Genomic DNA, 23,042 nt, shown 5'->3' on the forward strand with positions numbered 1-23,042 from the left:
GCTTGCGTACTACGACCGAAAAACCCAGAGTGTGGTGCGGATAGACTAAAAGTGTTACCTATGTTCCCGGTCTGATCTGTCACCTATGTATCCGGTCATACACTGCGCTTACCCGGCCTACGATTCGTGCCGTTGTAGGCCGGGTAAGGCGAAGCCGCCACCCGGCTTCGCCTACCGCGACCACCGATCCCGTCCGGCCTCTTTCGCCCGGTACAGCGCCGCATCGGCGCGGGCGATAATCTCGGTGCCCGCGAGCCCCTCCGCCATGCTCGCAATGCCCATGCTCACGGTGACATGGTCGCTGACCGTCGACGCGCCGTGCGGTATGGCTTCCGCGCGCAGGCCGTCCTGAATACGCAGGGCAACCTTTTCAGCGATGTTTACTGGGCAATTGAAGAGGATGACCACGAACTCCTCACCACCGTAGCGCGACACCACATCGTCAGGCGTTCGCACCGACTGCTTCAGCACGCGCGCCACGCGGGTCAGACAGTCGTCGCCCGCCTGGTGCCCGTAGGTGTCGTTGTAGCGCTTGAAGTAGTCGATATCCAGCATGATCACCGAGAAGGTTTTTTTCTGCTCAACCGCGTTCTCCAGCACCACCTCCATTTTTCGGCGATTGGCGGTTTTGGTTAGCGGATCCTGATGCGCCAGCGCATCCAGTCGCGATATCAGCAGCTGATTTTGCTGGTTACGCCGCCAGGCTTCGTCAAACCAGCTCAACAGGATGAAACGCCCGCAAATCAGGATCAGCGTAAAGACGCTCCAGATAATAATGAAGTGAAGGTTGAGACCGTCATTCAGGATCCCGTTTGCGACAGGCAGGGTGATCCACAGCGGGAGGATAAAAGCGAGTAGCCCCTCAGGATAAAAATAGAGCGCCGTTAAGCCCGCGAGTAAGAGAATGACGCACAGCGGCCAGACGTGCGGGAGCAGCAGCTGGGTAATAAACCAGAAGCAGGAGACCGACCAGATGGCGCTACAGATAAACAGCACCACGCTGATACCGGCGATGCGCCGCCAGGCCATCAGGACCAGCGCGGCAGAGAGGAGGATAATGCCGAGCATCGAGGCATCGACCATCTTCGTCAGCTGCGGCGAATGGGGATAAAGGGGATCGCTGGCCTTGAGCAGGATGTGGCGCAGCAGAATCATCACCGCGAAGCTGATATTCACGAAGGCCAGCCACGGCAGGTTCATCGCCAGCCCATGCATCACCATGGCCTGGCGCGTCGGCCAGGTTGCCCGTTCAAGCGTCGGTTTTTTTCTTTTTTCCATAAATGCCTTTCCCGTCCGGGGGATAAATCATGCAGGTGGGATATCAGTAACTATAAGCAAGCCCGGACGAAGCTCAAATGCAGAGGCAAAAAAAACCGGGCAATTGCCCGGCCGGTGGTTATTTATCCTCTTTTTTCTTCCCGAGCGTTGGCGTCTCGTCGAAGAAGTTCCACGGTTTAAGCAGGGTATGTACCCATTCCGTCGGCATAATCGGCCATTCCTCCGCGCGCGCGACGTGGGTGGTGCCGGTGGTCATCCAGACGACGTCATCCTGGTCGTTGAGCGACTCGTTATCTTTGCTGTACTGTCCCAGGCCGGTATCGTGGATGGAACGATTCGGGAATTTCCCTTCCGGATACAGCTCATCCGGGTGGTAGCGGGTCACCCACAGCTGTTTGTCCATAAAGCTCAGGCGATGGTAGATCCACTCGTCCGGGGCAAATTTCGCGCCGGTCGCCACCGGGTGCGTACCGCCCGCGTAAGGGATGATCTGGTAGGAGACCGGGTTGCCCATGCGGTTCTCTTTACTCGTGTTGCTCAGCAGGCGAATGGTGCCCGGGTCGAATTTCTGCGCCGCCTGCTGCTCGGTATCGATATCGTACTGGTTGACCTGCATGGTGCTGGTCCGCGGGCCTCCGGCGGTATTCGGCTTCACCTCCGGATCCATTGCCACCAGCTTGTTGTTTATGCCGTCCACGTCCATATCAAGACGGAAGTTATAGATGTGCTGGTGCGTGGTGCCCACGATGTTATGGTCGATCAGCGTGCCGTATTTTGTGTCGTCTTTGGCGGTGGCGTCGTGCATGGTTTTCGCCTGCACGCCTTTCACCGCTTCGATACCCGTCGCGCCAGCATCAATGCCGATGGTGCCGTTCTCGTGGAACACCCAGTCGAAGATGTAATCGTAGTTGCCCACGGTACTCACCCAGCGTACCACCAGCTCGCGGCGCTCGGCGCTGACGTTTGGCTGGCCCATCTCCTGATGCTTGTATTCCGGCCCCGCGTAGCGTTCGAAAATAGCGATCGCGCGCGGGATCTCCATCGGCGCGCCGGTGTAGTCCGGAATGGTTTCATTAAGCATCACGGCGTTGGACGGCACGTCTTTCCCGCGAACCAGCGGCGAGGTCAGGGTGCCCATGCCGTAGTCGCCGGAGTCAAGATAGGCCTTAAAGTACCAGCCCACGTCCGGATCGCCGTAGGGGACGATCATGCCGCCCAGCGACCCCTGGTACATAATCTGGCGTTTTTTGCCGTTGTCGTTATACGTGACGGTCGAAATCATCGGGCCGACGCGGGAGTCCAGGCTCAGGTGGAAATCCCAGTTCTGCCAGTGCACCATATCGCCGGTAATGGTGTAGTTCTTGCCCTCCGGCTCGACAATCTCCAGGGGTTTCTTCACCGTTTCTACCCGGTCACGGCCGTCATATGGCCGCGGGGTTAGCGGGACCGGGATGACCGGGCCTTCTTCGATCTTCTGGATCTTCTTCTGCTCAAGGTCGACCACCGCCACCAGGTTTTCAATCGGGTGCGCCCAGTAGTTGCCGTCGCCGACGTCCAGATAGCTCACCACCTTCAGCAGGCGATCTTCCTGCTTCAGGCCGTCTTTGCCGTCGAAATAGCCGACGGTTAGCGGCGTGGTAATCACTTTTTTCGGGTCGGTGATGCCGTGTTTTTTAAGCACCTCGGCGAACTCGGTACTTTCGTTGATAATTTGCTGAACCGCGGTGAAATCATCCAGCAGCACCATGCCGTGCGCGTCTTTTACCGGTTCCCAGCGCAGGATTTTTTTATCCTTCAGGTCCACCACGCTCTCTATAACGTGCTTGCCATCGAGCATGACGATCTTTGCCTGGCGAGGAGCATCTACTGCGGTACCGTTGAGCACAAAGTCCCACACTTTGGCTTTCTCGGGCTCGGCAAGGGCAATCTGGGTGAAGCGGGTATTCGGTTTAAAATCCGCCGAGGCTTTCACAATCTCAACGGCCTGCTTAATTTCGTCCGCCGTCAGCGCGTTTAGCGGGTGAGGGCGTTTTTCAACCTGGAACGTCTGGTCAAGGCCGGACTGGAAAACATCGTTGATAAACGTATCGGAAATAAAGGCTTTCTTGCCTTTCATCACTACCGGCACCTCAAGCGTGAGGGGTTTCCCGTTGACGATGGCGGTTTTCGCACCCGGTTTGACCTTCACAAAGGCGCCGTCTTTCGCAATGGTGAACATCTGTGCGTAATCATCCCACTGCACATCTGCGCCAAAGTCCTGCAGCGTCTTGTCCATCGGGACCATATGCGCCTCGCTGCCGTGGGCGAAAACAGGGGATTGCCAGGCGCAACACAGCGCAACGGCCATGGCCAGCGCCGTTCTACGGGCAGAAAAAGAAGAATTGCTTCCCATCGTAGACCTCATCTTGTTGTGTTTATTGTGTTGTGACAGCCTTATCCTGACAGGCGCCTGAGAAAAGCGTTTGCCTGCATCTGCCAGATTATTTGTCAGTCTTGCCAGGTTAAAAAAAGAGCGGGGGTAAGTCACATGCCGGGCCATTTCCTCTCCCCATTAAGGCTGAGGGAACCCCACAAAATAATGTCTGCACAGACGACCCCCTCTCCCTTGAGGGAGAGGGCTGGGGTGAGGGGGAACATACGGCTGTGGAGGTCATTCCGTTCACTTTACGTTCCTTGCTACTCTGTGACAACATGACTTGTGAACGTGCCAGGGTGGCTCAATCGCCACCACCCTGGCGACCCGGGCTCCCGGCGGTAAATCGCCGCTTCGCGGTGCCCTCAGCTTATTCCTTCCGGCTTATCGGGGACGGGCGGAGGTAACATCCCTGTAAAGCCCGCCCTCTCGGCGCATCCATGCGCCTCGCCCCGGCCTTACGGAAACGCCTCAGCGATTTACAGCCGGACGAGGGCATCGCTGAAGGCCCTCAGCCATTCTAAAAGCAGCGTTATTGCTTCTGCTTTCACATTACTTGAGAGCGCTCAGCCATTGCGGAGAGGATTAGGAGTAGGGACCTTAGCTGAATTCACCCCGCTGGCGCGCCACCAGCGTCAGAATGGAGTAGAGCGCCACGGCCTGCTGGTGCTGGTTGAAGATCTCAACCGCCCATTCCACCACGCCCGTCGGTTTTTCTTCCGCGGTGCGCTGTTTCTTCAGCGTTTTGCGTTTGCAGGTCAGGCGCACCTGAATGGTGTCGCCAGGCTTGACCGGCTCGATAAAGCGCAGGTTTTCCATGCCATAGTTGGCGATCACCGGCCCGACGCCCGCATCAACAAACAGCCCCGCGGCGGCGGAGATCAGGAAATAGCCGTGCACCACGCGCTCGCCAAAGATCGACTCTGCCGCGCCGATCTTGTCCATATGGGCGTAGAAGTGGTCGCCGCTGAGGCAGGCAAAGTTCACGATATCCGCTTCCGTCAGGGTGCGGCGCGGCGTCAGCAGGCTGTCGCCCGGCTGCAGCTCCTCGAAGTATTTGCGGAACGGATGCACGCGATCTTCCTGCACCGCTGCGCCCCGCACCCACTGCTTGCCGATGGCGGCCAGCATAGAGGGGCTACCCTGAACAGCGGTGCGCTGCAGGTAGTGCTTCACCGCGCGCAGGCCGCCCAGCTCTTCACCGCCGCCCGCGCGGCCCGGACCGCCGTGCACCAGCTGCGGCAGTGGGGAGCCGTGGCCGGTGGACTCTTTGGCGGATTCCTCGTTAAGGATCTGAATACGCCCGTGGGCGCGCGCCGCACCGGCAATAAACTGGCGGGCAAGGGCTACATCAGCGGTAACCAGCGTGCCTGCGAGGCTGCCGCCGCCCGCGCGGGCAAGCGTCATCGCGTGTTGCGTATCGCGGTAGGGCATCAGCGTTGCAACCGGGCCGAAGGCTTCGGTTGAGTGCACCGCCGGGGTTTCATCCGGCTGCGGGCAGAACAGCAGGGTCGGTGGGAAGAATGCGCCCGCGGCCTGCAAATCTGCTTTGCCACCCAGACGGATCTCGCAGCCTGCTGCAACCAGCTGCTCCACCTTCTCCTGAACGTCCGCGCGCTGTTCGGCGTTGACCAGCGCGCCCATCTTTACCCCTTCCTGCGCCGGGTCGCCCACCACCACCTTTTCCAGCCGGGCAATCAGCGCCTGGCTCACCGCCTCAATCTGGTTTTGCGGGACGATAATACGGCGAATGGCCGTACATTTCTGTCCGGCCTTGGCGGTCATCTCGCGGACCACTTCCCGGATGAACAGGGCAAATTCCGGCTGTTCCGGCGTGACGTCTTCACCCAGCACGCAGCAGTTCAGGGAGTCGGCTTCCATAGTGAAGGGAATGGAATTCGCCACAATATTCGGGTGCACGCGCAGGCTTTGCCCGGTGCTGGCGGAGCCGGTAAAGGTCACCACGTCCTGGCTGTCGAGCTGGTTGAGCAGATCGCCCGCGCCGCCGCAGATCAGGCTGATGGCGCCGTCCGGCACCAGCCCGCTGTCGACGATGGATTTCACCATCGCCTGCGTCACCTGCGCGGTAGCGGTAGCGGGTTTGATGATGGCGGGCATACCGGCAAGCCAGGTCGGCGCCAGCTTTTCCAGCATCCCCCAGCAGGGGAAGTTGAAGGCGTTGATGTGTACCGCCACGCCGGATTTCGAGGTCAGAACGTGGCGCGCCGCAAAGCCGCCTTCTTTCGACAGCGGGATTAACTCATCTTCCGGCCACACGGTATCGTCAGGCAGCTCGCGGCTGCCAAGGCTGGCGTATGTGAACAGGGTGCCGATCCCGCCTTCGATATCGACCCAGCTGTCCGCCTTCGTCGCCCCGGTCTGGGCAGACAGAGCATAAAACGTCTCTTTCTCGCTGAGCAGGTGCTTTGCTAACGCCTTCAGCATGGCGGCACGTTCAATAAAGGTCATCCCGTGAAGCGCTTCACCGCCGCGCTCAATCGCATACCGACGGGCGGCCGCCATATCCAGCCCTTCGCTGGTCACGCTCCACAGCGCTTCGCCACTGATGGCGTGATGAATAGTGCGTTCGCGGCCCCGGCCAGACTGCCAGGTACCGGACACGAAGCTGGCTAACTGCTGCATCGCTTATCTCCAAATGTTACGTAATTTCACTATTAATAGTTTAATCGTGAATCATAAAAATCAAGCTGAGTTTTAATGAATTGTTAACATTGTGATCCAGTCTTATGGATCTCCTCGTTAGAAAGCGCCCGTTCAGAGGTCTGAAATAAAAGCCTTGCGAGCAACATCACAAAACAAGGAAACAATTCTTGGGGTTATATTTAACCTTTGTGTAACTTTTAAAAAACAAAGTGATTCACAATTTCGCTTTAATTTGCAAACTAACGAATCATAAAGGTGATGACGTGACGCAAGAACAACGGTTTGAGCAGCGCATAGCGCAGGAGACGGCGATTGAGCCTCAGGACTGGATGCCTGACGCCTACCGTAAGACGTTGATCCGCCAGATTGGTCAGCATGCGCACTCTGAAATTGTCGGCATGCTGCCGGAAGGAAACTGGATCGCCCGCGCCCCGACGCTGCGCCGAAAAGCGATCCTGCTGGCGAAGGTGCAGGACGAGGCCGGACACGGGCTCTACCTCTACAGCGCGGCGGAAACGCTGGGCTGCGCGCGGGAAGACATCTACCAGAAGATGCTCGACGGCAGGATGAAATACTCCTCCATCTTCAACTATCCGACCCTGAGCTGGGCCGATATCGGCGTGATTGGCTGGCTGGTGGACGGGGCCGCTATCGTCAACCAGGTGGCGCTGTGCCGCACCTCCTACGGCCCGTATGCCCGTGCGATGGTGAAAATCTGTAAAGAAGAGAGCTTCCACCAGCGTCAGGGGTTTGAAGCCTGCATGGCGCTGGCGCAGGGCAGTGAATCCCAGCGGCAGATGCTGCAGGACGCCATCAACCGCTTCTGGTGGCCAGCGCTGATGATGTTCGGGCCGAACGACGACAACTCGCCGAACAGCGCCCGCAGCCTGGCCTGGAAAATTAAACGCTTCGGCAACGACGAGCTGCGCCAGCGCTTTGTCGACAACACGGTACCGCAGGTGGAAATGCTGGGCATGACGGTGCCGGATCCCGATCTGCGCTTTGACGAAGAGAGCGGCCACTACCGCTTCGGCGAGATCGACTGGCAGGAATTTGAAGAGGTCATTAACGGGCGCGGCATCTGCAACCACGAACGCCTGGCCGCGAAGCGTAAGGCCTGGGAAGAGGGCGCATGGGTGCGCGAAGCCGCCCTGGCGCACGCGGAAAAACAACGCGCCCGTCAGGCCGCATAAGAGGAAATAACCATGAGCAATGTCTACTGGCCGCTGTACGAAGTGTTCGTACGCAGCAAACAGGGGCTGTCCCACCGTCACGTGGGCAGTCTTCATGCCGCCGACGATCGCATGGCGCTGGAAAATGCGCGCGATGCCTACACCCGCCGCAGCGAAGGGTGTTCGATCTGGGTGGTGAAGGCGAGCGAGATTGTCGCCTCCCAGCCGGAAGAGAGCGGTGAGTTCTTCGACCCGGCGGAAAGCAAGGTTTACCGCCATCCGACGTTCTACACCATCCCCGACGGCATCGAGCATATGTGAGGCAAAGAATGAATTCAGTGACTGCCTATGCCCTGCGTCTGGGCGACAACGGTCTGGTGCTCTCCCAGCGCCTCGGCGCCTGGTGCGGCCACGCGCCGGAGCTGGAAATCGACCTCGCGCTCGCCAACATCGGTCTCGACCTGCTGGGCCAGGCGCGCAATTTCCTGGCCTATGCCGCGGAGATGGAAGGCCAGGGCGATGAAGACACGCTGGCCTTTGGCCGCGACGAGCGTCAGTTCCGCAACGTCCTGCTGGTGGAGCAGCCGAACGGCAGCTTCGCCGACACCCTTGCCCGTCAGTACCTGATGGATGCGTGGAACGTGGCGCTGTACGAACGCCTGGCCCAAAGCCGCGACGCCCAGCTTGCCGCCATCGCCGCGAAAGCGATTAAAGAGGCGCGCTACCACCTGCGCTTCAGCCGGGGCTGGCTGGTGCGCCTGGGCGACGGCACCGAAACCTCCGCGCAAAAGATGCAGCAGGCCATCGACAATCTGTGGCGCTTTACGGCTGAACTGTTTGAGGCGGATGACGTCGAGCTGGCGCTGGTGGATTCCGGCGTGGCGGTCGATCCGCGCCTCCTGCGCCAGCCGTGGGAAAGCGAAGTGTATGCCGGTCTGAATGAAGCCTGCCTGCAGGTCCCCGCAGAGGTGGCCTACCGCACCGGGGGCAAGCGGGGGCTGCATACCGAACATCTGGGCCCGATGCTCGCTGAAATGCAGTACCTCCAGCGCGCCTATCCCGGTCAGCAGTGGTAAAGGAGAAGGCTATGCAACGCCTCGTCGACATCGAGCCCGCGCAAATCCCGCAGATCTGGGCGCTGCTGAGCCAGATCCCGGACCCGGAAGTGCCGGTGTTAACCATCACCGATCTCGGCATGGTGCGCAGCGTGAAGGCGCAGGGGGAAGGCTGGGTCATCGGCTTCACGCCAACCTACTCGGGATGCCCGGCAACCGAACACCTGCTGGGGGCGATCCGCGATGCGATGACTGCGCACGGCTTTACCCCGGTGCACATCGTGCTCCAGCTTGAGCCCGCCTGGACCACCGACTGGATGACCGCCGACGCGCGCGAACGCCTGCAGGCTTACGGCATCAGCCCGCCCGTGGGGCATAGCTGCCACGCGCACGCGCCTTTGGCGGTGAGCTGCCCGCGCTGCGCCAGCACCAACACCGCGCTAATCAGTGAATTTGGTTCGACGGCCTGCAAAGCGCTCTACCGCTGCAATACCTGCCGCGAGCCCTTCGACTATTTCAAATGCATTTGAGGCTGCCATGACAACGTTTCATTCATTAACAGTGGCAAAAGTGGAACCCGAAACCCGCGACGCGGTGACCATCACCTTTGCGGTGCCGCAGCCGTTGCAGGACGCCTACCGCTTCCGTCCCGGCCAGCACCTGACGTTAAAAACGAAGCTGGGCGAAGACGAGCTGCGCCGCTGCTACTCCATCTGCCGCAGCGCCGCGCCGGGCGAGATCAGCGTGGCGGTCAAAGCCATCGACGGCGGGCGCTTCTCCCGCTATGCACGGGACGAGATCAAACCGGGCATGGCGCTGGAGGTGATGGTTCCTCAGGGGCAGTTTGGCTACCAGCCCCAGGCCGAACGTGAAGGCCACTACCTGGCGATTGCCGCAGGTTCCGGCATCACCCCGATGCTGGCGATTCTCTCCGCTACGCTGGCGACAGAACCCAACAGCCATTTCACCCTGATCTACGGTAACCGCAGCAGCCAGAGCATGATGTTCCGCCAGGCGCTGGCGGACCTGAAGGACAAATACCCGCAGCGCCTGCAGCTGGTCTCCATCTTCAGCCAGGAGCGGCTGGACAGCGATCTGCTCTACGGCCGCATCGACGGGGAAAAACTGCAGGCGCTGGCGAAAACCCTGATCGACTTCCGCCAGTACGACGAGGCCTTTATCTGCGGCCCGTCGGCGATGATGGACGACGCCGAAGCCACGCTGAAGGCGCTGGGGATGCCCGAAAAAGCCATCCATCTTGAGCGCTTCAACACCTCCGGCATCACCGTTAAGCGCGCGGTGCACGTGCAGGCACAAGGACAGAAGGTGACCGTGCGTCAGGACGGGCGCGACCGTGAAATTACCCTCACGGCGGACGACGAAAGCATCCTCGACGCCGCGCTTCGCCAGGGGGCGGATCTGCCGTATGCCTGCAAGGGCGGCGTGTGCGCCACCTGTAAATGCAAAGTGCTGCGCGGGAAGGTGGACATGGCGACCAACTACAGCCTGGAGCCTGACGAGCTGGCCGCCGGGTATGTGCTGAGCTGCCAGTCGCTGCCGCTCACCGCCGACGTGATCGTCGACTTTGACGCGAAGGGGATGGCATGAGCGAGCTGATTGTTACCCGTCATGGCCGCGTGCTGCAGCTGACGCTCAACCGTCCGGCGGCGCGCAACGCCCTCAACAACGCGCTGTTGACTCAGCTTGCGGAACAGCTTGAGGCCGCTGCTGTGGATGCCGACATCGCCGTCTGCGTGATTTACGGCAGCGAGCGCTGCTTTGCCGCCGGGGCCGATCTCAGCGAAATGGCGGAGAAAGACCTGCCCGCCACCCTGAACGATATCCGTCCGCAGCTGTGGGCGCGCATTAACGCGTTCAATAAACCGCTGATCGCCGCCGTTAACGGCTTCGCGCTCGGCGCGGGCTGCGAGCTGGCGCTGCTGTGCGACGTGGTCGTTGCTGGCGATAACGCCCGCTTTGGCCTGCCGGAAATCACGCTCGGCATTATGCCCGGCGCGGGCGGCACCCAGCGTCTTATCCGCAGCGTCGGTAAATCGCTCGCCAGCAGGATGGTGCTGACCGGAGAGAGCATTACCGCGCAGCAGGCGCTGGGCGCCGGTCTGGTGAGCGATGTTTTCCCGGCAGCGCTAACGCTGGAGTATGCCCTGAAGCAGGCGGCACTCATGGCGCGCCACTCGCCGCTGGCGCTGCAGGCGGCGAAACAGGCGCTGCGCCAGTCGCAGGAGGTGCCGCTCCAGGCCGGTCTGGCGCAGGAGCGCCAGCTGTTTACCCTGCTTTCCGCTACCGAAGACCGCCGGGAAGGCATCGACGCCTTCTTGCAAAAACGCATCCCCGACTTTAAAGGACGCTAATTGTGGAATTTATTCTCACCCATGTAGAACAGGGCGTAATGACCATTACGCTGAACCGTCCGGAGCGTCTGAACAGCTTTAACGACGTGATGCACCAGCAGCTTGCCGAGTGCCTGAAGCAGGCCGAACGCGACGACACCGTTCGCTGCCTGCTGCTCACCGGGGCAGGACGCGGCTTTTGCGCCGGTCAGGATCTGAACGACCGCAACGTCGACCCCAACGGCCCGGCGCCGGATCTGGGGATGTCCGTGGAGACCTTTTACAACCCGCTGGTGCGCCGCCTGGCAAAGCTGCCGAAGCCGGTTATCTGCGCGGTCAACGGCGTGGCGGCGGGCGCGGGTGCGACCCTGGCGCTCGGCTGCGACATGGTGATTGCCGCGCGTTCCGCCAGCTTTGTGATGGCCTTCAGCAAGCTTGGCCTGGTCCCGGACTGCGGCGGCACCTGGCTGCTGCCGCGCGTGGCCGGACGCGCCCGCGCCATGGGGCTGGCGCTGCTCGGGGACAAGCTCAGCGCCGAGCAGGCGCAGGCGTGGGGCATGATCTGGCAGGTGGTCGATGACGACCAGCTCTCCACCACCGCGCAGCAGATGGCGCTGCACTTTGCCTCTCAGCCGACCTTCGGGCTGGGGCTGATCAAGCAGGCCATTAACGCCGCGGAAACCAACACCCTGGACGCCCAGCTCGATCTGGAGCGTGACTATCAGCGTCTGGCCGGGCGCAGCGACGATTACCGTGAGGGCGTCAGCGCCTTCCTGGCGAAGCGCGCGCCGCACTTTACGGGGAAATAAGATGCTGAACATACGCACGGTCGCCGTGATCGGCAGCGGCACGATGGGGGCCGGAATTGCCGAAGTTGCCGCCAGCCACGGTCATCAGGTTCTGATTTACGACATCGCCGGCGATGCGGTTTCACGCGCCATCGACGGGATCCGCCAGCGGCTGGCCTCGCGGGTGACGCGCGGGAAGCTCTCCGCCGATGCCGGGAGTCAGATCCTCGCCCGGCTGATTCCGGTCACGGATATTGAGGCGCTCGCCGGGGCCGATCTGATCATCGAAGCGGCCTCCGAGCGGCTGGAGGTCAAAAAGGCGCTGTTTGCGCGGCTGGCTGAGATCTGCCCGCCGCAGACGGTGCTGACCAGCAACACGTCTTCCATCTCCGTCACGGCGATTGCGGCGGACGTGCACCATCCGGAGCGCGTCGCAGGGCTGCATTTCTTTAACCCGGCGCCGGTGATGAAGCTTGTGGAGGTGGTTAGCGGGCTGGCGACCTCTCCGGAGGTGGCCGACGCGCTGTGCGAGCTGGCGCTGAACTGGGGCAAACAGCCCGTTCGCTGCCAGTCAACGCCGGGGTTTATCGTCAACCGCGTCGCCCGCCCGTTCTATTCCGAAGCCTGGCGCGCGCTGGAAGAGCAGGTCGCTCCGCCGGAGGTGATTGACGCTGCCCTGCGCGAAGGCGGCGGCTTCCCGATGGGGCCGCTGGAGCTGACCGACATGATTGGTCAGGACGTGAACTTTGCGGTGACCTGCTCGGTGTTTAACGCCTTCTGGCAGGAGCGTCGTTTTCTCCCCTCGCTGGTGCAGCAGGAGCTGGTGCTGGCTGGAAGGCTGGGCAAAAAGAGCGGGAAGGGGGTCTACGACTGGCAGGGGGACAAACCTGAAGTGCAGTGGATTGAGTCGGTGAACGACAGCTATAGCCCGATGCGCGTGGAAAAAAGACGTGACGGTGTCACAGAAATTGATGACGTGTATCTGGTTGAAACGCAGGGTGAAACCGCTCAGGCGCTGGCGCTGCGGCTCAACGGGCCGGTGGTGGTGGTGGACCGCGTTGAGCGCGACGTGGCGGTAGTTGCCGCTGCCGCCAGCAACCCGCATACCGCGACGCAAAAAGCCATCCGCTATCTGCAGCAGCAGGGGCACCGGGTGGTGCAAATTGCCGATTATCCCGGCCTGCTGGTCTGGCGCACGCTGGCGATGATTGCCAACGAGGCGCTGGATGCCTTGCAAAAGGGGGTCGCCAGCGAGAAGGACATCGACACCGCCATGCGTCTGGGCGTCAACTACCCGAGCGGCCCGATCGCCTGGGGCGAGCGTCTGGGCTGGCAGCGCCTGCTGACGCTGCTGGAGAACCTGCAGCGTCATTACGGCGAAGAGCGCTATCGCCCCTGTTCACTGCTGCGCCAGCGCGCGCTTCTGGAGAGTAGCTATGAGTCATAACGCCTGGCATAACGCCCGCACCATGTACGAAAACGACGCCTGCGCGCAGGCGATGGGGATGGACATTGTCGAGATGGACGACGGCTACGCGGTGGTGACCATGACCATCACCCCGCAGATGCTTAATGGCCACAAAACCTGCCACGGCGGCCAGCTGTTTTCGCTGGCGGACACCGCCTTTGCCTACGCCTGCAACAGCCAGGGGCTGGCGGCGGTAGCCTCCGGCTGCTCGATTGATTTTCTGCGTCCGGGCTTTGCCGGGGACACGCTCACCGCCACCGCGCGGGTGAAGCATCAGGGCAAGCTGACCGGCGTCTACGACATTGAAATTCAGAATCAACAACAGAAAACCGTTGCCCTTTTTCGCGGAAAATCTCACCGCATCGGCGGCAGCGTGACAGGAGAGGCCTGATGCGTGACGCATTTATTTGTGATGGCGTGCGAACGCCTGTTGGGCGCTACGGCGGCGCGCTTTCCGCCGTGCGAACGGACGATCTCGGCGCCGTGCCGCTGCGCGCGCTGCTGGCCCGCTACCCGCAGCTCGACCTGGAGCGGATTGACGACGTGATATTCGGCTGCGCCAACCAGGCGGGGGAAGACAACCGCAACGTGGCGCGCATGTCGTCCCTGCTGGCCAGGCTGCCGCAGACGGTGTCCGGGACCACCATTAACCGCCTGTGCGGATCAGGGCTGGACGCGATTGGCTTTGCCGCCCGCGCCATTAAGGCGGGCGATGGTGACCTGCTGATCGCAGGCGGCGTGGAGTCGATGTCCCGCGCGCCGTTTGTGATGGGCAAAGCCACCGCGGCGTTCCAGCGCCAGGCGGAGATCTTCGATACCACCATCGGCTGGCGATTTGTGAATCCGCTCATGCATCAGCAATTCGGAACTGACAGTATGCCGGAAACGGCAGAGAATGTAGCTGAATTGTTAAATATCAGCCGCGCCGATCAGGACGCGTTCGCGCTGCGCAGCCAGCAGCGCACCGCGCAGGCGCAGCAGAACGGCATTCTGGCGCAGGAGATCGTGCCGGTGCAGATCCCGGGCAAAAAAGGGGCGGTCACGGAATTCAGCGTGGATGAACATCCGCGCGCGGACACCACGCTCGAACAGCTTGCCGGTCTGAAAACGCCGTTTCGCAAGAACGGGGTGGTGACGGCGGGGAATGCCTCCGGCGTTAACGACGGCGCGGCGGCGTTAATCATCGCCAGCGAGAAGGTGGCGCTGGCGCAGGGGTTAATGCCGCGCACGCGGATCGTGGTGATGGCAACGGCGGGCGTTGAGCCACGCCTGATGGGGCTTGGCCCGGTGCCTGCCACCCGCAGGGTGCTCGAGCGTGCAGGACTCAGCATAAACGATATGGACGTCATCGAACTGAACGAAGCCTTCGCCGCACAGGCGCTGGGCGTGCTGCGTCAGCTGGGCCTGCCGGACGACGCCGCGCACGTTAACCCGAACGGTGGCGCGATTGCGCTGGGCCATCCGCTGGGCATGAGCGGTGCCAGGCTGGCGCTGGCCGCGAGCAACGAACTGCACCGACGCGGCGGGCGCTACGCGCTGTGTACGATGTGCATCGGTGTGGGTCAGGGCATTGCCATGATCCTTGAGCGTGTTTGAGCATAAAAACAATGTGAGTACCCTACAATGACAAATACAACAAAGCTTGATCCGATTGAAACGGCCTCTCTTGACGAATTGCAGGCGCTGCAAACTGAGCGTCTGAAATGGACGCTGCATCACGCCTACAGCAACGTGCCGATGTACAAACGCAAGTTCGACGCCGCGGGCGTTCATCCTGACGATTTCAACGAGCTGGCGGATATCCGTAAGTTCCCGTGCACCACCAAGCAGGACCTGCGGGATAACTATCCGTTCGATACCTTCGCCGTGCCGATGGAGCAGGTGGTGCGGATTCACGCGTCCTCCGGCACCACCGGCAAACCGACGGTTGTCGGCTACACGCAGGGCGACATCGACAACTGGGCCAACCTGGTGGCCCGCTCCCTGCGCGCCGCGGGCGGCAGCGCGAAGGATAAAATTCACGTGGCGTATGGCTACGGCCTGTTTACCGGCGGGCTGGGGGCGCACTACGGCGCCGAGCGCTTAGGCGCGACGGTGATCCCGATGTCCGGCGGCCAGACCGAGAAACAGGCGCAGCTGATCCGTGATTTTCAGCCGGACATGATCATGGTGACGCCCTCTTACTGCCTCAACCTGATTGAGGAGCTGGAGCGTCAGATGGGCGGCGATGCCAGCACCTGCTCCCTGCGCGTGGGCGTATTCGGCGCCGAGCCGTGGACGCAGGCCATGCGCCGCGAAATTGAAAAGCGCTTAGGCATTACGGCGCTGGACATTTATGGCCTCTCCGAGGTGATGGGACCGGGCGTGGCGATGGAGTGTATTGAAACCGCCGACGGCCCGACCATCTGGGAAGACCACTTCTACCCGGAGATCGTCAACCCGAATGACGGCACGCCGCTGAACGACGGCGAGCAGGGTGAACTGCTGTTCACCACGCTGACCAAAGAGGCGCTGCCGGTGATCCGCTACCGCACCCGCGACCTGACGCGTCTCCTGCCCGGCACCGCCCGCACCATGCGCCGCATGGACCGCATCAGCGGCCGCAGCGACGATATGCTGATCATCCGCGGCGTTAACGTCTTCCCGTCGCAGCTGGAAGAGGAGATTGTGAAGTTTGAACACCTTTCTCCGCACTACCAGCTGGAGGTGAACCGCCGCGGACATCTTGATTCGCTTTCCGTGAAGGTGGAGCTGAAAGAGAGCAGCCTGACGCTGACGCACGAGCAGCGTTGTCAGGTATGCCACCAGCTGCGCCACCGCATTAAGTCGATGGTCGGGATTTCCACCGACGTGATGATTGTCAACTGCGGCAGCATCCCGCGCTCGGAGGGCAAAGCCTGCCGTGTGTTTGATTTGCGTAAAGTTGCGGCTAACGGTTAAATCAACTACCTCTCACAAAGGGCGAAGGGACTGCTCGGTGTGGCCTTTTCCCCTCTCCCCTTTGGGGAGAGGGTCAGGGTGAGGGGAATATGCTATGATTCATCCAGACCAAAAAACACAACAGAATGAATCACATGAATAAACTCGACGCCTTTATCCAGCACGCGGTCAGCTCGGTTCCCGTTAGCGGTACGTCGCTTATCTCCTCGCTGTACGGTGACGCGCTTTCCCATCGCGGCGGTGAGATCTGGCTCGGCAGCCTCGCCGCCCTGCTGGAAGGCATGGGGTTTGGCGAGCGCTTCGTGCGCACCGCGCTGTTTCGCCTCAACAAAGAGGGCTGGCTGGACGTCTCGCGCATCGGGCGCCGCAGCTTTTACCGCCTGAGCGACAAAGGGCTGCGCCTGACCCGTCGCGCGGAGAATAAGATCTACCGCGCCGAACTGCCCGCCTGGGACGGCAAATGGCTGCTGCTGCTCTCCGAGGGGCTGGACAAAACCACCCTTGCCGACGTCAAAAAGCAGCTGATCTGGCAGGGGTTTGGCACGCTGGCGCCGAGCCTGATGGCCTCGCCGTCGCAGCATCTGGCAGATGTACAATCGCTACTGCATGATGCGGGCGTGGCGGAAAACGTGATTTTTTTTGAAGCCCACTCGCCGCTGGCGCTCTCCCGCGCCGCGCTGCGCTCAAGGGTGGAAGAGTGCTGGCAGCTGACCGAGCAAAACGCGATGTACGAGTCGTTTATCAATTCGTTCCGGGCGCTGCTGCCGCTGCTGAAAGAGGCCGCGCCCGAAGAGATGACGCCGGAACGCTGCTTCCAGATCCAGCTGCTGCTGATTCACTTTTATCGTCGCGTGGTGCTGAAGGATCCGCTGCTGCCGGAAGAATTGCTGCCCGCGCACTGGGCGGGACAAAGCGCCCGACAGCTTTGCATTAATATCTATCAGCGTGTCGCGCCGGGGGCGCTGGCGTTCGTCAGCGAGAAGGGCGAAACCTCCGTGGGTGAACTACCCGTGCCCGGCACGCTCTACTATCAACGCTTTGGCGGTCTTACGAGCGCATAAGGAGGGAAGATGCCAGTTTATCAAATTGACGGCCTGACGCCGGTGGTGCCGGACGAGAGCTACGTTCACCCAACGGCGGTGCTGATTGGCGACGTGATTCTGGGCAAAGGCGTTTATGTCGGCCCTAACGCCAGCCTGCGCGGCGATTTTGGCCGCATTGTGGTGAAAGACGGCGCCAACATTCAGGATAACTGCGTCATGCACGGGTTCCCGGAGCAGGATACGGTGGTGGAAGAGGACGGGCACATCGGCCACAGCGCCATTCTCCACGGCTGCATTATCCGCCGCAACGCGCTGGTGGGCATGAACGCGGTGGTGATGGACGGCGCGGTGATTGGTGAAAACAGCATCGTCGGCGCGGCGGCGTTCGTGAAGGCGAAAGCGGAGATGCCCGCCAACCATTTGATCATCGGCAGCCCGGCCAAAGCGATCCGCGAGCTGAGCGAACAGGAGCGGGTCTGGAAGCAGCAGGGCACGCGGGAGTATCAGGTGCTGGTGGAGCGCTGTAAGCTGACCATGCATCAGGTCGAGCCGCTGCGCGAGGCTGAGCCTGACCGCAAGCGGCTGACGTTTGATGAAAATTTACGACCGAAGTCGGCGGTGTAGAGAGCATTCGCTTTTCGATTTAGCAGAACAGGGACCCCATAGATGACGCGCTTTTACCAATTTACAGCCACCCGCCTTGATGGCCGCCCGATCTCAATGGCCGACTATGCGGGTAAGGTGGTTTTGGTCGTGAATACGGCCAGCCAGTGCGGCTTTACGCCCCAGTATGCGGGTCTTGAGGCGCTGTACAAAAAATATGCCGCGCAAGGATTGGTGGTGCTGGGCTTCCCCTGCAATCAGTTTGGCAAACAGGAACCCGGCGGTGCCGATGACATCTCAAAGACCTGTTACGTTAACTACGGCGTCAGTTTCCCGATGTTCGAGAAAGTAGAGGTAAACGGCGCGGCAGCGCATCCGCTGTTTCATTATCTGAAAAACGCATTGCCCGGCGTGCTGGGCGGTCGGATTAAGTGGAATTTTACCAAGTTCCTGATTGGCCGCGACGGTAAACCCCTAAAGCGTTTTGCACCGATGACCAGGCCCGAGAAAATGGACGCGGCGATTCGTACGGCACTGGAAAGCAAAGCCTCTTCGTTTTAAGCAGACCAGAGGGTCTTTCTTTAGTCTTTTTTTCGACTTGTTTTCCCCTATTTGTTATATAGCGAAAGAGATTTTATATGGCATAAATGCACCCTCCGAGTGTGAAAGGGAACAACCTTATGTCGCTTTACGATCTAAAGACTGAAGCAAATACATTAAATGAGGCCTGGCGCTCCCGCGTATTAGGCAACATTGGGGAGGCAAATCTCAAAATTTTACGAATGGATGAGCGATCGGTCGCTGAAGAGGTGCATGAGTATGACGAGGGGTTACTGGTCATTGACGGACGCCTGGAACTGAGTGTTAACGGTAAAAATATTTCTGTAAGCGCGGGCGAGCTTTATATCGCCAAAGCGGGCGTTCCCCATACGGTGGAAACCGGTAGCGTTGGCACTCTGGTTATTATTGATCTACCCGAACCTGCAAATTGATATCGTTGCGAAATGTAGGCCGGGTAAGCGCAGCGCCACCCGGCAAAACACGGTTAGAACGTTGAGGGCGGGGCTTCCCCTGAATCAGAAGCGATATTGCAAACCCGCTGTAACGGTATAGTTGTGGTTAGAGATACCCGCAGCATCCCCGTCAATAGAGCCGGACTGCCCGGTACGGGTATCAATAATCTGCGTTCCGCCTTTACCTTCTTCGTAACTGCTATAGGTAAATTCAGCAAAAACCCTGGCGTGCGGCGTCACATAATATCCGGCATCCACGGATGCGCCATAATAGCGGGAATCCGATACTTTCTCGCGGAAGGTGAGATCGCGCATGTAGTGCTCGTCGTTATCATGCGCACGAACCCAGTCACTGAATTTAAACAGGGCATTAAACTCAAAATCATTAAAACGGTACTGTCCTGCAAGGCCTATATACGGCATGGAGAAACGCTGACTGTAACCAATACCGCGTTCGCCCGCCGGGAAGCTGCCCTGGTAGGCACCGTTCTCATAATTGTAAGAGCCGCCGGTTGCCGTCCAGCTAAAGCGGGTTTCCTGATAACCTGCGGTGACACCCGCTTTGTAGTTATCGCTCTGGAAGATCCAGCCTTTTACGTTGAGATCGTATTCATTGGCATAATTAACGTTCGTCGCAGGATGGCTTGAATGGTCTGTCCAGGAGGACTGTTTCTCATCCATCCAGTCATAGTCATCCATTTGACCTGAGCCTGATGCAAGGGACGTCCAGCCGCGGGCGTTCAGGGTCAAAAATGAGTACGCATCCCAGGAAATATCGCCTTTGAGAATAGCGACATTTTTTATTTTCCAGTCCAGCTGGCTAATTTTTCTTCCTGTGACTTCGTCGTAAACCATTTCGTGGGATTTTCCGCTCAGCATCCCGGCAGAGGCTGAAACCGATAAACTTTCCGGTGAAAAATCCGGTAAGACCTGTGCTGGTCCTGCATATACTGCCCCTGAAAACGCGGCCATCATCATTCCCGCAACAATATTTCTTGTCATTTTTATTTCCCTAAAACAAATTAATAAATGCGTTGCAGGAGAATTTTAAAATTCATAAAAATAGGTATCAACTGCCAGATTTGGTAATTTTTGATAATTTAACATAAGGGTTGATATTTAACTTTGGGCCACCTGAGGGAGGCCATATTGAATATTTAAATGATTACTGACTCGATATCAAATACGGTCAGCTGTGGATAAATCGCCGTTATTCACCGTGGAAACACACTGCAGACAACTTCCTTTTATCCCCGTAGCCATGGCGTGATCGTCAGTCCGGTCAACAGGCCCTCCGGGCTGAGCAGGCGGGTAACGGTTTGGCCCCACGGTTCGGTCCGGTTGGCCACCAGCAGGTGATAGCCTTTTTCACGCAGAATGCGGGTAGCTGAATCCAGGTCATGTACCTCATATTCAATCCATCCCTGCGGTATCGAGTGCTCAGCAGGCCATTGCGTTTCGCCAAAACAGGAGGCTGCCGCCTGAGAGAGTGGCCAGACGGCAAAATGCTTAACGCCTTCTAGCTGGCCCTCTTCAACGAGCAGGTAATCGGTATTGCCCTCCATCGGCTTCAGCGGAAGGCCGAGCGTCTGGACATAAAACGCGGTGCTGGACTCCGTATCCCGCGAAATGGGCCCGAACCCGGCGACAAACAAGACATCAATTCCCGGTAACGACTGCGACAAATCCCCCTCCTTAACTGGCTGAAGCTTCAGAAGTATAGTTAGATTCTCAAATTAGGTACCGCTTTCACCGCACGTGCACGTTCTCGACGGGTTTAAATCTCAGCGCGATGACCATCAGCACCACCACGCCCGCGCTCATCACCAGCCATGCGCTGGTTAATGAAAGCGAACTGTCACGAACGATCCCCGCAATTAGCGGCATCAGCGCGGCAATCGTATAGCCACCTCCCTGTACTCTGGCGAGAAGTTTCCCGGCCTCAGCGGGCGTGCGGGCGTGATCGAACGTGACGATAAGCGACAGCGGAAAGAGGGTGCCAATCCCGATGCCGAGGAGCAGCGTGGACAATATCGGCGTCGTGCCCGGCGAAAAGACCAGACACAGTAATCCTGCCAGCAGCAGCGAAAGCACAGCGAGCAGCGGCACTCGACGGTCGGGAAATTTACCGATCAGCGCGGAGACGGCAAACCCGGCGGCAACCTCGGTTAACGTCAGCCAGGCCAGCATGTAGCCGCTGCTGCGAGCAGACCAGCCTGCCTGAATATAGAGCGGGGGCAGCCAGGCCAGTACCAGCGTGTAGGCTCCTGTTCCTACGCCGAAAAAGAGCAACAGCAGCCCGGTGCGGGAGGAAGAGAGCGTCACGGTTTCGCGTGCGGCTTGTTCTTCTTGTGGATGCTTGACCAGGGTTAACCACAGTATCAGCGCCAGCAGCGCTAACAGCCCAGCCGCTGCCAGCGCGGGCTTCAGCGTGAGCCATGAAAACAACGGCTCGGCGCTCGCGGCGGCAACTGCTGCCCCGGCCATAATGCCCGTGCTGAATAGCGACATTATCGTGCTGGCCGTTTGCGTATACTCCTTTTTTATCAGGGCGGGCATTAACGCCTGGATCATGCCTATGCTGGCTCCGCCCAGCAACGCGGTGCCCATAAGGCTCTCCGGTGAGGCGCTAAAGCCGCGCAGGAAACAGGCCACAAGCAGGATGAAGAGCCCGAGCATAATGCCGCGGATGGCACCGACTCCGGCTAAAAGCCGGGGGCCACACAGGGCGGCCAGTCCCATCATCGCCACGGGCAGGGTGGTCAGCAGGCTAAACTGCGTAGCCGTTAGCCCCGCCTCGCGCTGCAGCACGGGAAACAACGGTCCGACAGAAGCCAGAATAGGGCGCAGGTTCAGCCCGACGATAAACGCGATAATGGCGAAGAGTACAGGTGGCGTGCGTTTCAAGATGAAATCCTTTTAGGTTGTGAAGGGCCCGGGCAAATCGTCACGAGCATTTATCTTAACGTTAAGATAAAGTGTGTTTTTGCGTAAGATGTACCGCACAACAGGATAAATACCCACGCCTCTCGGGAGGAAAATGAAAGACCATGTAGACTTCGTCGTCGACCAGTGGCGCAGCGCCATGCCGGAGCTTGACGCCTCGTCGATGAAAATTTTTGGCCGACTGCTCAGGCTGATGAAGCATCTGGGAAAAACGCATGCGCAGGTCATGGCGCAGTTTGGCTTTCGCGAGGGCGAGTTTGACGTGCTCGCCACCCTGCGTCGCGCCGGGGAGCCGTACTGCCTTTCTCCCACGCAGCTGTATAAATCGCTGCTGATTACCTCAGGGGCGATGACGAACCGGGTCAACCATCTTGAACAGCAGGGGCTTATCAGGCGAATTGCCGACCCGGATGACAAGCGCAGCACGCTCGTGAGCCTGACGCCGCAGGGCCTGGAACGTATTGAACGGGCGCTGTTCGTGCATACGGAAACGCAAAATGCGCTGCTGAGAAACTTATCTGACGCGCAGCGCGCGCAGCTTGAGTCTCTGCTGAGGGAAATGCTGCTCACGTTCCCGTCCGAGGAACCGGGTAACCCGCTAAAGCGTGTCGATAATAAAGTGCATGATTAACCCTCACCGAAAGGAAATGTATGTCTTTACCGCCACTGTACGCGCTACGCGCTTTTGAAGTTGCCGCGCGGCTGAAGCACTTAATATTACGCCTGGCGCGGTCAGCAGGCATGTCCGGACGCTTGAAATGTGGTTCGACTGCGAGCTCTTTAAGCGTCAGGGGCCGAGAGTCGAGATCAGCGATGCCGGGCGCGTTCTGGCCGGACATTTGAGCGAAAGTTTCACCAGCATTGAGTGGGCCTGTCGCGCATTCAAAAGTGAAAATCACCTTCTGCGCCTCAAAGCCCCCAGACCCTGGAACAGGGAAGCCGTGCCGCCATGAACGGACAAGGTGTTGCTATGGCCGATCTTCGTCTTACGCTTGAAGCGCTTGAGCGTGGGCTTCTCGCACTGCCTTTCAGGGAAGCTATCGCAACCGGGGATGGCTACTATTTTGTCTGGCCGAAAAATTCGCTCAGAAGAGAGAATATCGAACGCCTGATGGCCTGGCTTGATCTCCATACGCCGGTTTTTCCCTCTCTGGATATTGTTTGTCTCGATAAAGATAGGACACATATTTTAAAAATATAAATGCTGGATATTCCGGACGGAATATCCAGCATGATGAATGATTTTATGCGTAGGGTATATTTCCTTCTCTGTTGAAAGTAACGCTATCAACTCATGCACATTTGCAT

At 59.5% G+C, this 23,042-nt stretch carries 22 protein-coding genes and 1 pseudogene; 17 read left to right on the forward strand and 6 right to left on the reverse strand.

The window, feature by feature from the left end; all coding sequences use genetic code 11:
- Positions 1-171 precede the first annotated feature (171 nt).
- The 3 genes from ACMWKK_RS23460 to paaZ form a co-directional block, all read right to left on the reverse strand.
- The gene (locus ACMWKK_RS23460) at positions 172-1,278 is read right to left on the reverse strand and encodes a GGDEF domain-containing protein (protein WP_112781435.1); all 1,107 of its coding nucleotides are present in this window, start codon (positions 1,276-1,278) and stop codon (positions 172-174) included.
- Between the two features lie 118 nt (positions 1,279-1,396).
- On the reverse strand, positions 1,397-3,670 hold the full coding sequence (gene tynA, locus ACMWKK_RS23465; protein ID WP_112781436.1) for a primary-amine oxidase: 2,274 nt from the start codon (positions 3,668-3,670) through the stop codon (positions 1,397-1,399).
- A 621-nt stretch (positions 3,671-4,291) separates the two neighbouring features.
- A complete protein-coding gene (gene paaZ, locus ACMWKK_RS23470; RefSeq protein ID WP_112781437.1) occupies positions 4,292-6,334 on the reverse strand; it encodes a phenylacetic acid degradation bifunctional protein PaaZ in 2,043 nt (680 codons plus the stop codon).
- Between the two features lie 284 nt (positions 6,335-6,618).
- Here paaZ and paaA point away from each other — a divergent pair, with 284 nt between their 5' ends.
- The 15 genes from paaA to ACMWKK_RS23545 all read left to right on the forward strand — a co-directional run bounded on the left by paaA (position 6,619) and on the right by ACMWKK_RS23545 (position 18,767).
- The gene (gene paaA, locus ACMWKK_RS23475) at positions 6,619-7,548 is read left to right on the forward strand and encodes a 1,2-phenylacetyl-CoA epoxidase subunit PaaA (protein WP_045329027.1); all 930 of its coding nucleotides are present in this window, start codon (positions 6,619-6,621) and stop codon (positions 7,546-7,548) included.
- Between the two features lie 12 nt (positions 7,549-7,560).
- Positions 7,561-7,848 carry a 1,2-phenylacetyl-CoA epoxidase subunit PaaB gene (paaB, locus tag ACMWKK_RS23480; RefSeq protein ID WP_003857353.1) on the forward strand — a complete coding sequence of 96 codons (288 nt, stop codon included), beginning with the start codon at positions 7,561-7,563 and terminating at the stop codon, positions 7,846-7,848.
- A gap of 8 nt (positions 7,849-7,856) precedes the next feature.
- Complete coding sequence (paaC, locus tag ACMWKK_RS23485; RefSeq protein ID WP_112781438.1) at positions 7,857-8,603, forward strand: 1,2-phenylacetyl-CoA epoxidase subunit PaaC; 747 nt, start codon at positions 7,857-7,859, stop codon at positions 8,601-8,603.
- An 11-nt stretch (positions 8,604-8,614) separates the two neighbouring features.
- Entirely contained in the window at positions 8,615-9,112 is a 498-nt protein-coding gene (gene paaD / locus ACMWKK_RS23490) for a 1,2-phenylacetyl-CoA epoxidase subunit PaaD (protein WP_112781439.1), read from the forward strand.
- A 7-nt stretch (positions 9,113-9,119) separates the two neighbouring features.
- Positions 9,120-10,190, forward strand: coding sequence for a 1,2-phenylacetyl-CoA epoxidase subunit PaaE (gene paaE / locus ACMWKK_RS23495; protein WP_112781440.1), 1,071 nt, complete (start codon positions 9,120-9,122; stop codon positions 10,188-10,190).
- Positions 10,187-10,954: a 2,3-dehydroadipyl-CoA hydratase PaaF gene (paaF, locus tag ACMWKK_RS23500; RefSeq protein WP_112781441.1), complete on the forward strand. Its 768-nt coding sequence runs from the start codon at positions 10,187-10,189 to the stop codon at positions 10,952-10,954. Before paaE ends, paaF begins: the two co-directional genes overlap by 4 nt.
- Positions 10,954-11,742: a 2-(1,2-epoxy-1,2-dihydrophenyl)acetyl-CoA isomerase PaaG gene (paaG, locus tag ACMWKK_RS23505; RefSeq protein WP_112781442.1), complete on the forward strand. Its 789-nt coding sequence runs from the start codon at positions 10,954-10,956 to the stop codon at positions 11,740-11,742. Before paaF ends, paaG begins: the two co-directional genes overlap by 1 nt.
- A gap of 1 nt (position 11,743) precedes the next feature.
- Positions 11,744-13,168 (forward strand): 3-hydroxyacyl-CoA dehydrogenase PaaH, encoded by a 1,425-nt coding sequence (gene paaH, locus ACMWKK_RS23510; RefSeq protein ID WP_112781443.1) that lies wholly within the window; start codon positions 11,744-11,746, stop codon positions 13,166-13,168.
- Complete coding sequence (gene paaI / locus ACMWKK_RS23515; protein ID WP_112781444.1) at positions 13,158-13,580, forward strand: hydroxyphenylacetyl-CoA thioesterase PaaI; 423 nt, start codon at positions 13,158-13,160, stop codon at positions 13,578-13,580. Before paaH ends, paaI begins: the two co-directional genes overlap by 11 nt.
- The gene (gene pcaF, locus ACMWKK_RS23520; RefSeq protein WP_406542943.1) at positions 13,580-14,785 is read left to right on the forward strand and encodes a 3-oxoadipyl-CoA thiolase; all 1,206 of its coding nucleotides are present in this window, start codon (positions 13,580-13,582) and stop codon (positions 14,783-14,785) included. Before paaI ends, pcaF begins: the two co-directional genes overlap by 1 nt.
- A gap of 27 nt (positions 14,786-14,812) precedes the next feature.
- Positions 14,813-16,129: a phenylacetate--CoA ligase PaaK gene (paaK, locus tag ACMWKK_RS23525; protein ID WP_112781446.1), complete on the forward strand. Its 1,317-nt coding sequence runs from the start codon at positions 14,813-14,815 to the stop codon at positions 16,127-16,129.
- 125 nt (positions 16,130-16,254) lie between these two features.
- Complete coding sequence (gene paaX, locus ACMWKK_RS23530) at positions 16,255-17,190, forward strand: phenylacetic acid degradation operon negative regulatory protein PaaX (protein WP_112781447.1); 936 nt, start codon at positions 16,255-16,257, stop codon at positions 17,188-17,190.
- 9 nt (positions 17,191-17,199) lie between these two features.
- Positions 17,200-17,796, forward strand: coding sequence for a phenylacetic acid degradation protein PaaY (gene paaY, locus ACMWKK_RS23535; RefSeq protein WP_112781448.1), 597 nt, complete (start codon positions 17,200-17,202; stop codon positions 17,794-17,796).
- A gap of 42 nt (positions 17,797-17,838) precedes the next feature.
- On the forward strand, positions 17,839-18,336 hold the full coding sequence (locus ACMWKK_RS23540; RefSeq protein WP_112781449.1) for a glutathione peroxidase: 498 nt from the start codon (positions 17,839-17,841) through the stop codon (positions 18,334-18,336).
- Between the two features lie 119 nt (positions 18,337-18,455).
- Complete coding sequence (locus tag ACMWKK_RS23545; protein ID WP_112781450.1) at positions 18,456-18,767, forward strand: cupin domain-containing protein; 312 nt, start codon at positions 18,456-18,458, stop codon at positions 18,765-18,767.
- 84 nt (positions 18,768-18,851) lie between these two features.
- Here ACMWKK_RS23545 and ACMWKK_RS23550 read toward each other — a convergent pair whose 3' ends face one another.
- The 3 genes from ACMWKK_RS23550 to ACMWKK_RS23560 all read right to left on the reverse strand — a co-directional run bounded on the left by ACMWKK_RS23550 (position 18,852) and on the right by ACMWKK_RS23560 (position 21,695).
- Positions 18,852-19,790 carry an omptin family outer membrane protease gene (locus ACMWKK_RS23550; RefSeq protein WP_112781451.1) on the reverse strand — a complete coding sequence of 313 codons (939 nt, stop codon included), beginning with the start codon at positions 19,788-19,790 and terminating at the stop codon, positions 18,852-18,854.
- A gap of 245 nt (positions 19,791-20,035) precedes the next feature.
- Positions 20,036-20,473, reverse strand: coding sequence for a VOC family protein (locus ACMWKK_RS23555; RefSeq protein ID WP_112781452.1), 438 nt, complete (start codon positions 20,471-20,473; stop codon positions 20,036-20,038).
- A gap of 64 nt (positions 20,474-20,537) precedes the next feature.
- Complete coding sequence (locus ACMWKK_RS23560; RefSeq protein WP_112781453.1) at positions 20,538-21,695, reverse strand: MFS transporter; 1,158 nt, start codon at positions 21,693-21,695, stop codon at positions 20,538-20,540.
- Positions 21,696-21,828: 133 nt separating this feature from the next.
- Here ACMWKK_RS23560 and ACMWKK_RS23565 point away from each other — a divergent pair, with 133 nt between their 5' ends.
- Positions 21,829-22,365: a MarR family winged helix-turn-helix transcriptional regulator gene (locus ACMWKK_RS23565; RefSeq protein ID WP_112781454.1), complete on the forward strand. Its 537-nt coding sequence runs from the start codon at positions 21,829-21,831 to the stop codon at positions 22,363-22,365.
- 20 nt (positions 22,366-22,385) lie between these two features.
- Positions 22,386-22,935, forward strand: a pseudogene (locus ACMWKK_RS23570) (LysR family transcriptional regulator).
- Positions 22,936-23,042 lie beyond the last annotated feature (107 nt).

It is taken from the genome of Enterobacter sp. 01-M-03-SI-ECC (genome assembly GCF_047530215.1).
GTDB lineage: Bacteria > Pseudomonadota > Gammaproteobacteria > Enterobacterales > Enterobacteriaceae > Enterobacter > Enterobacter chengduensis.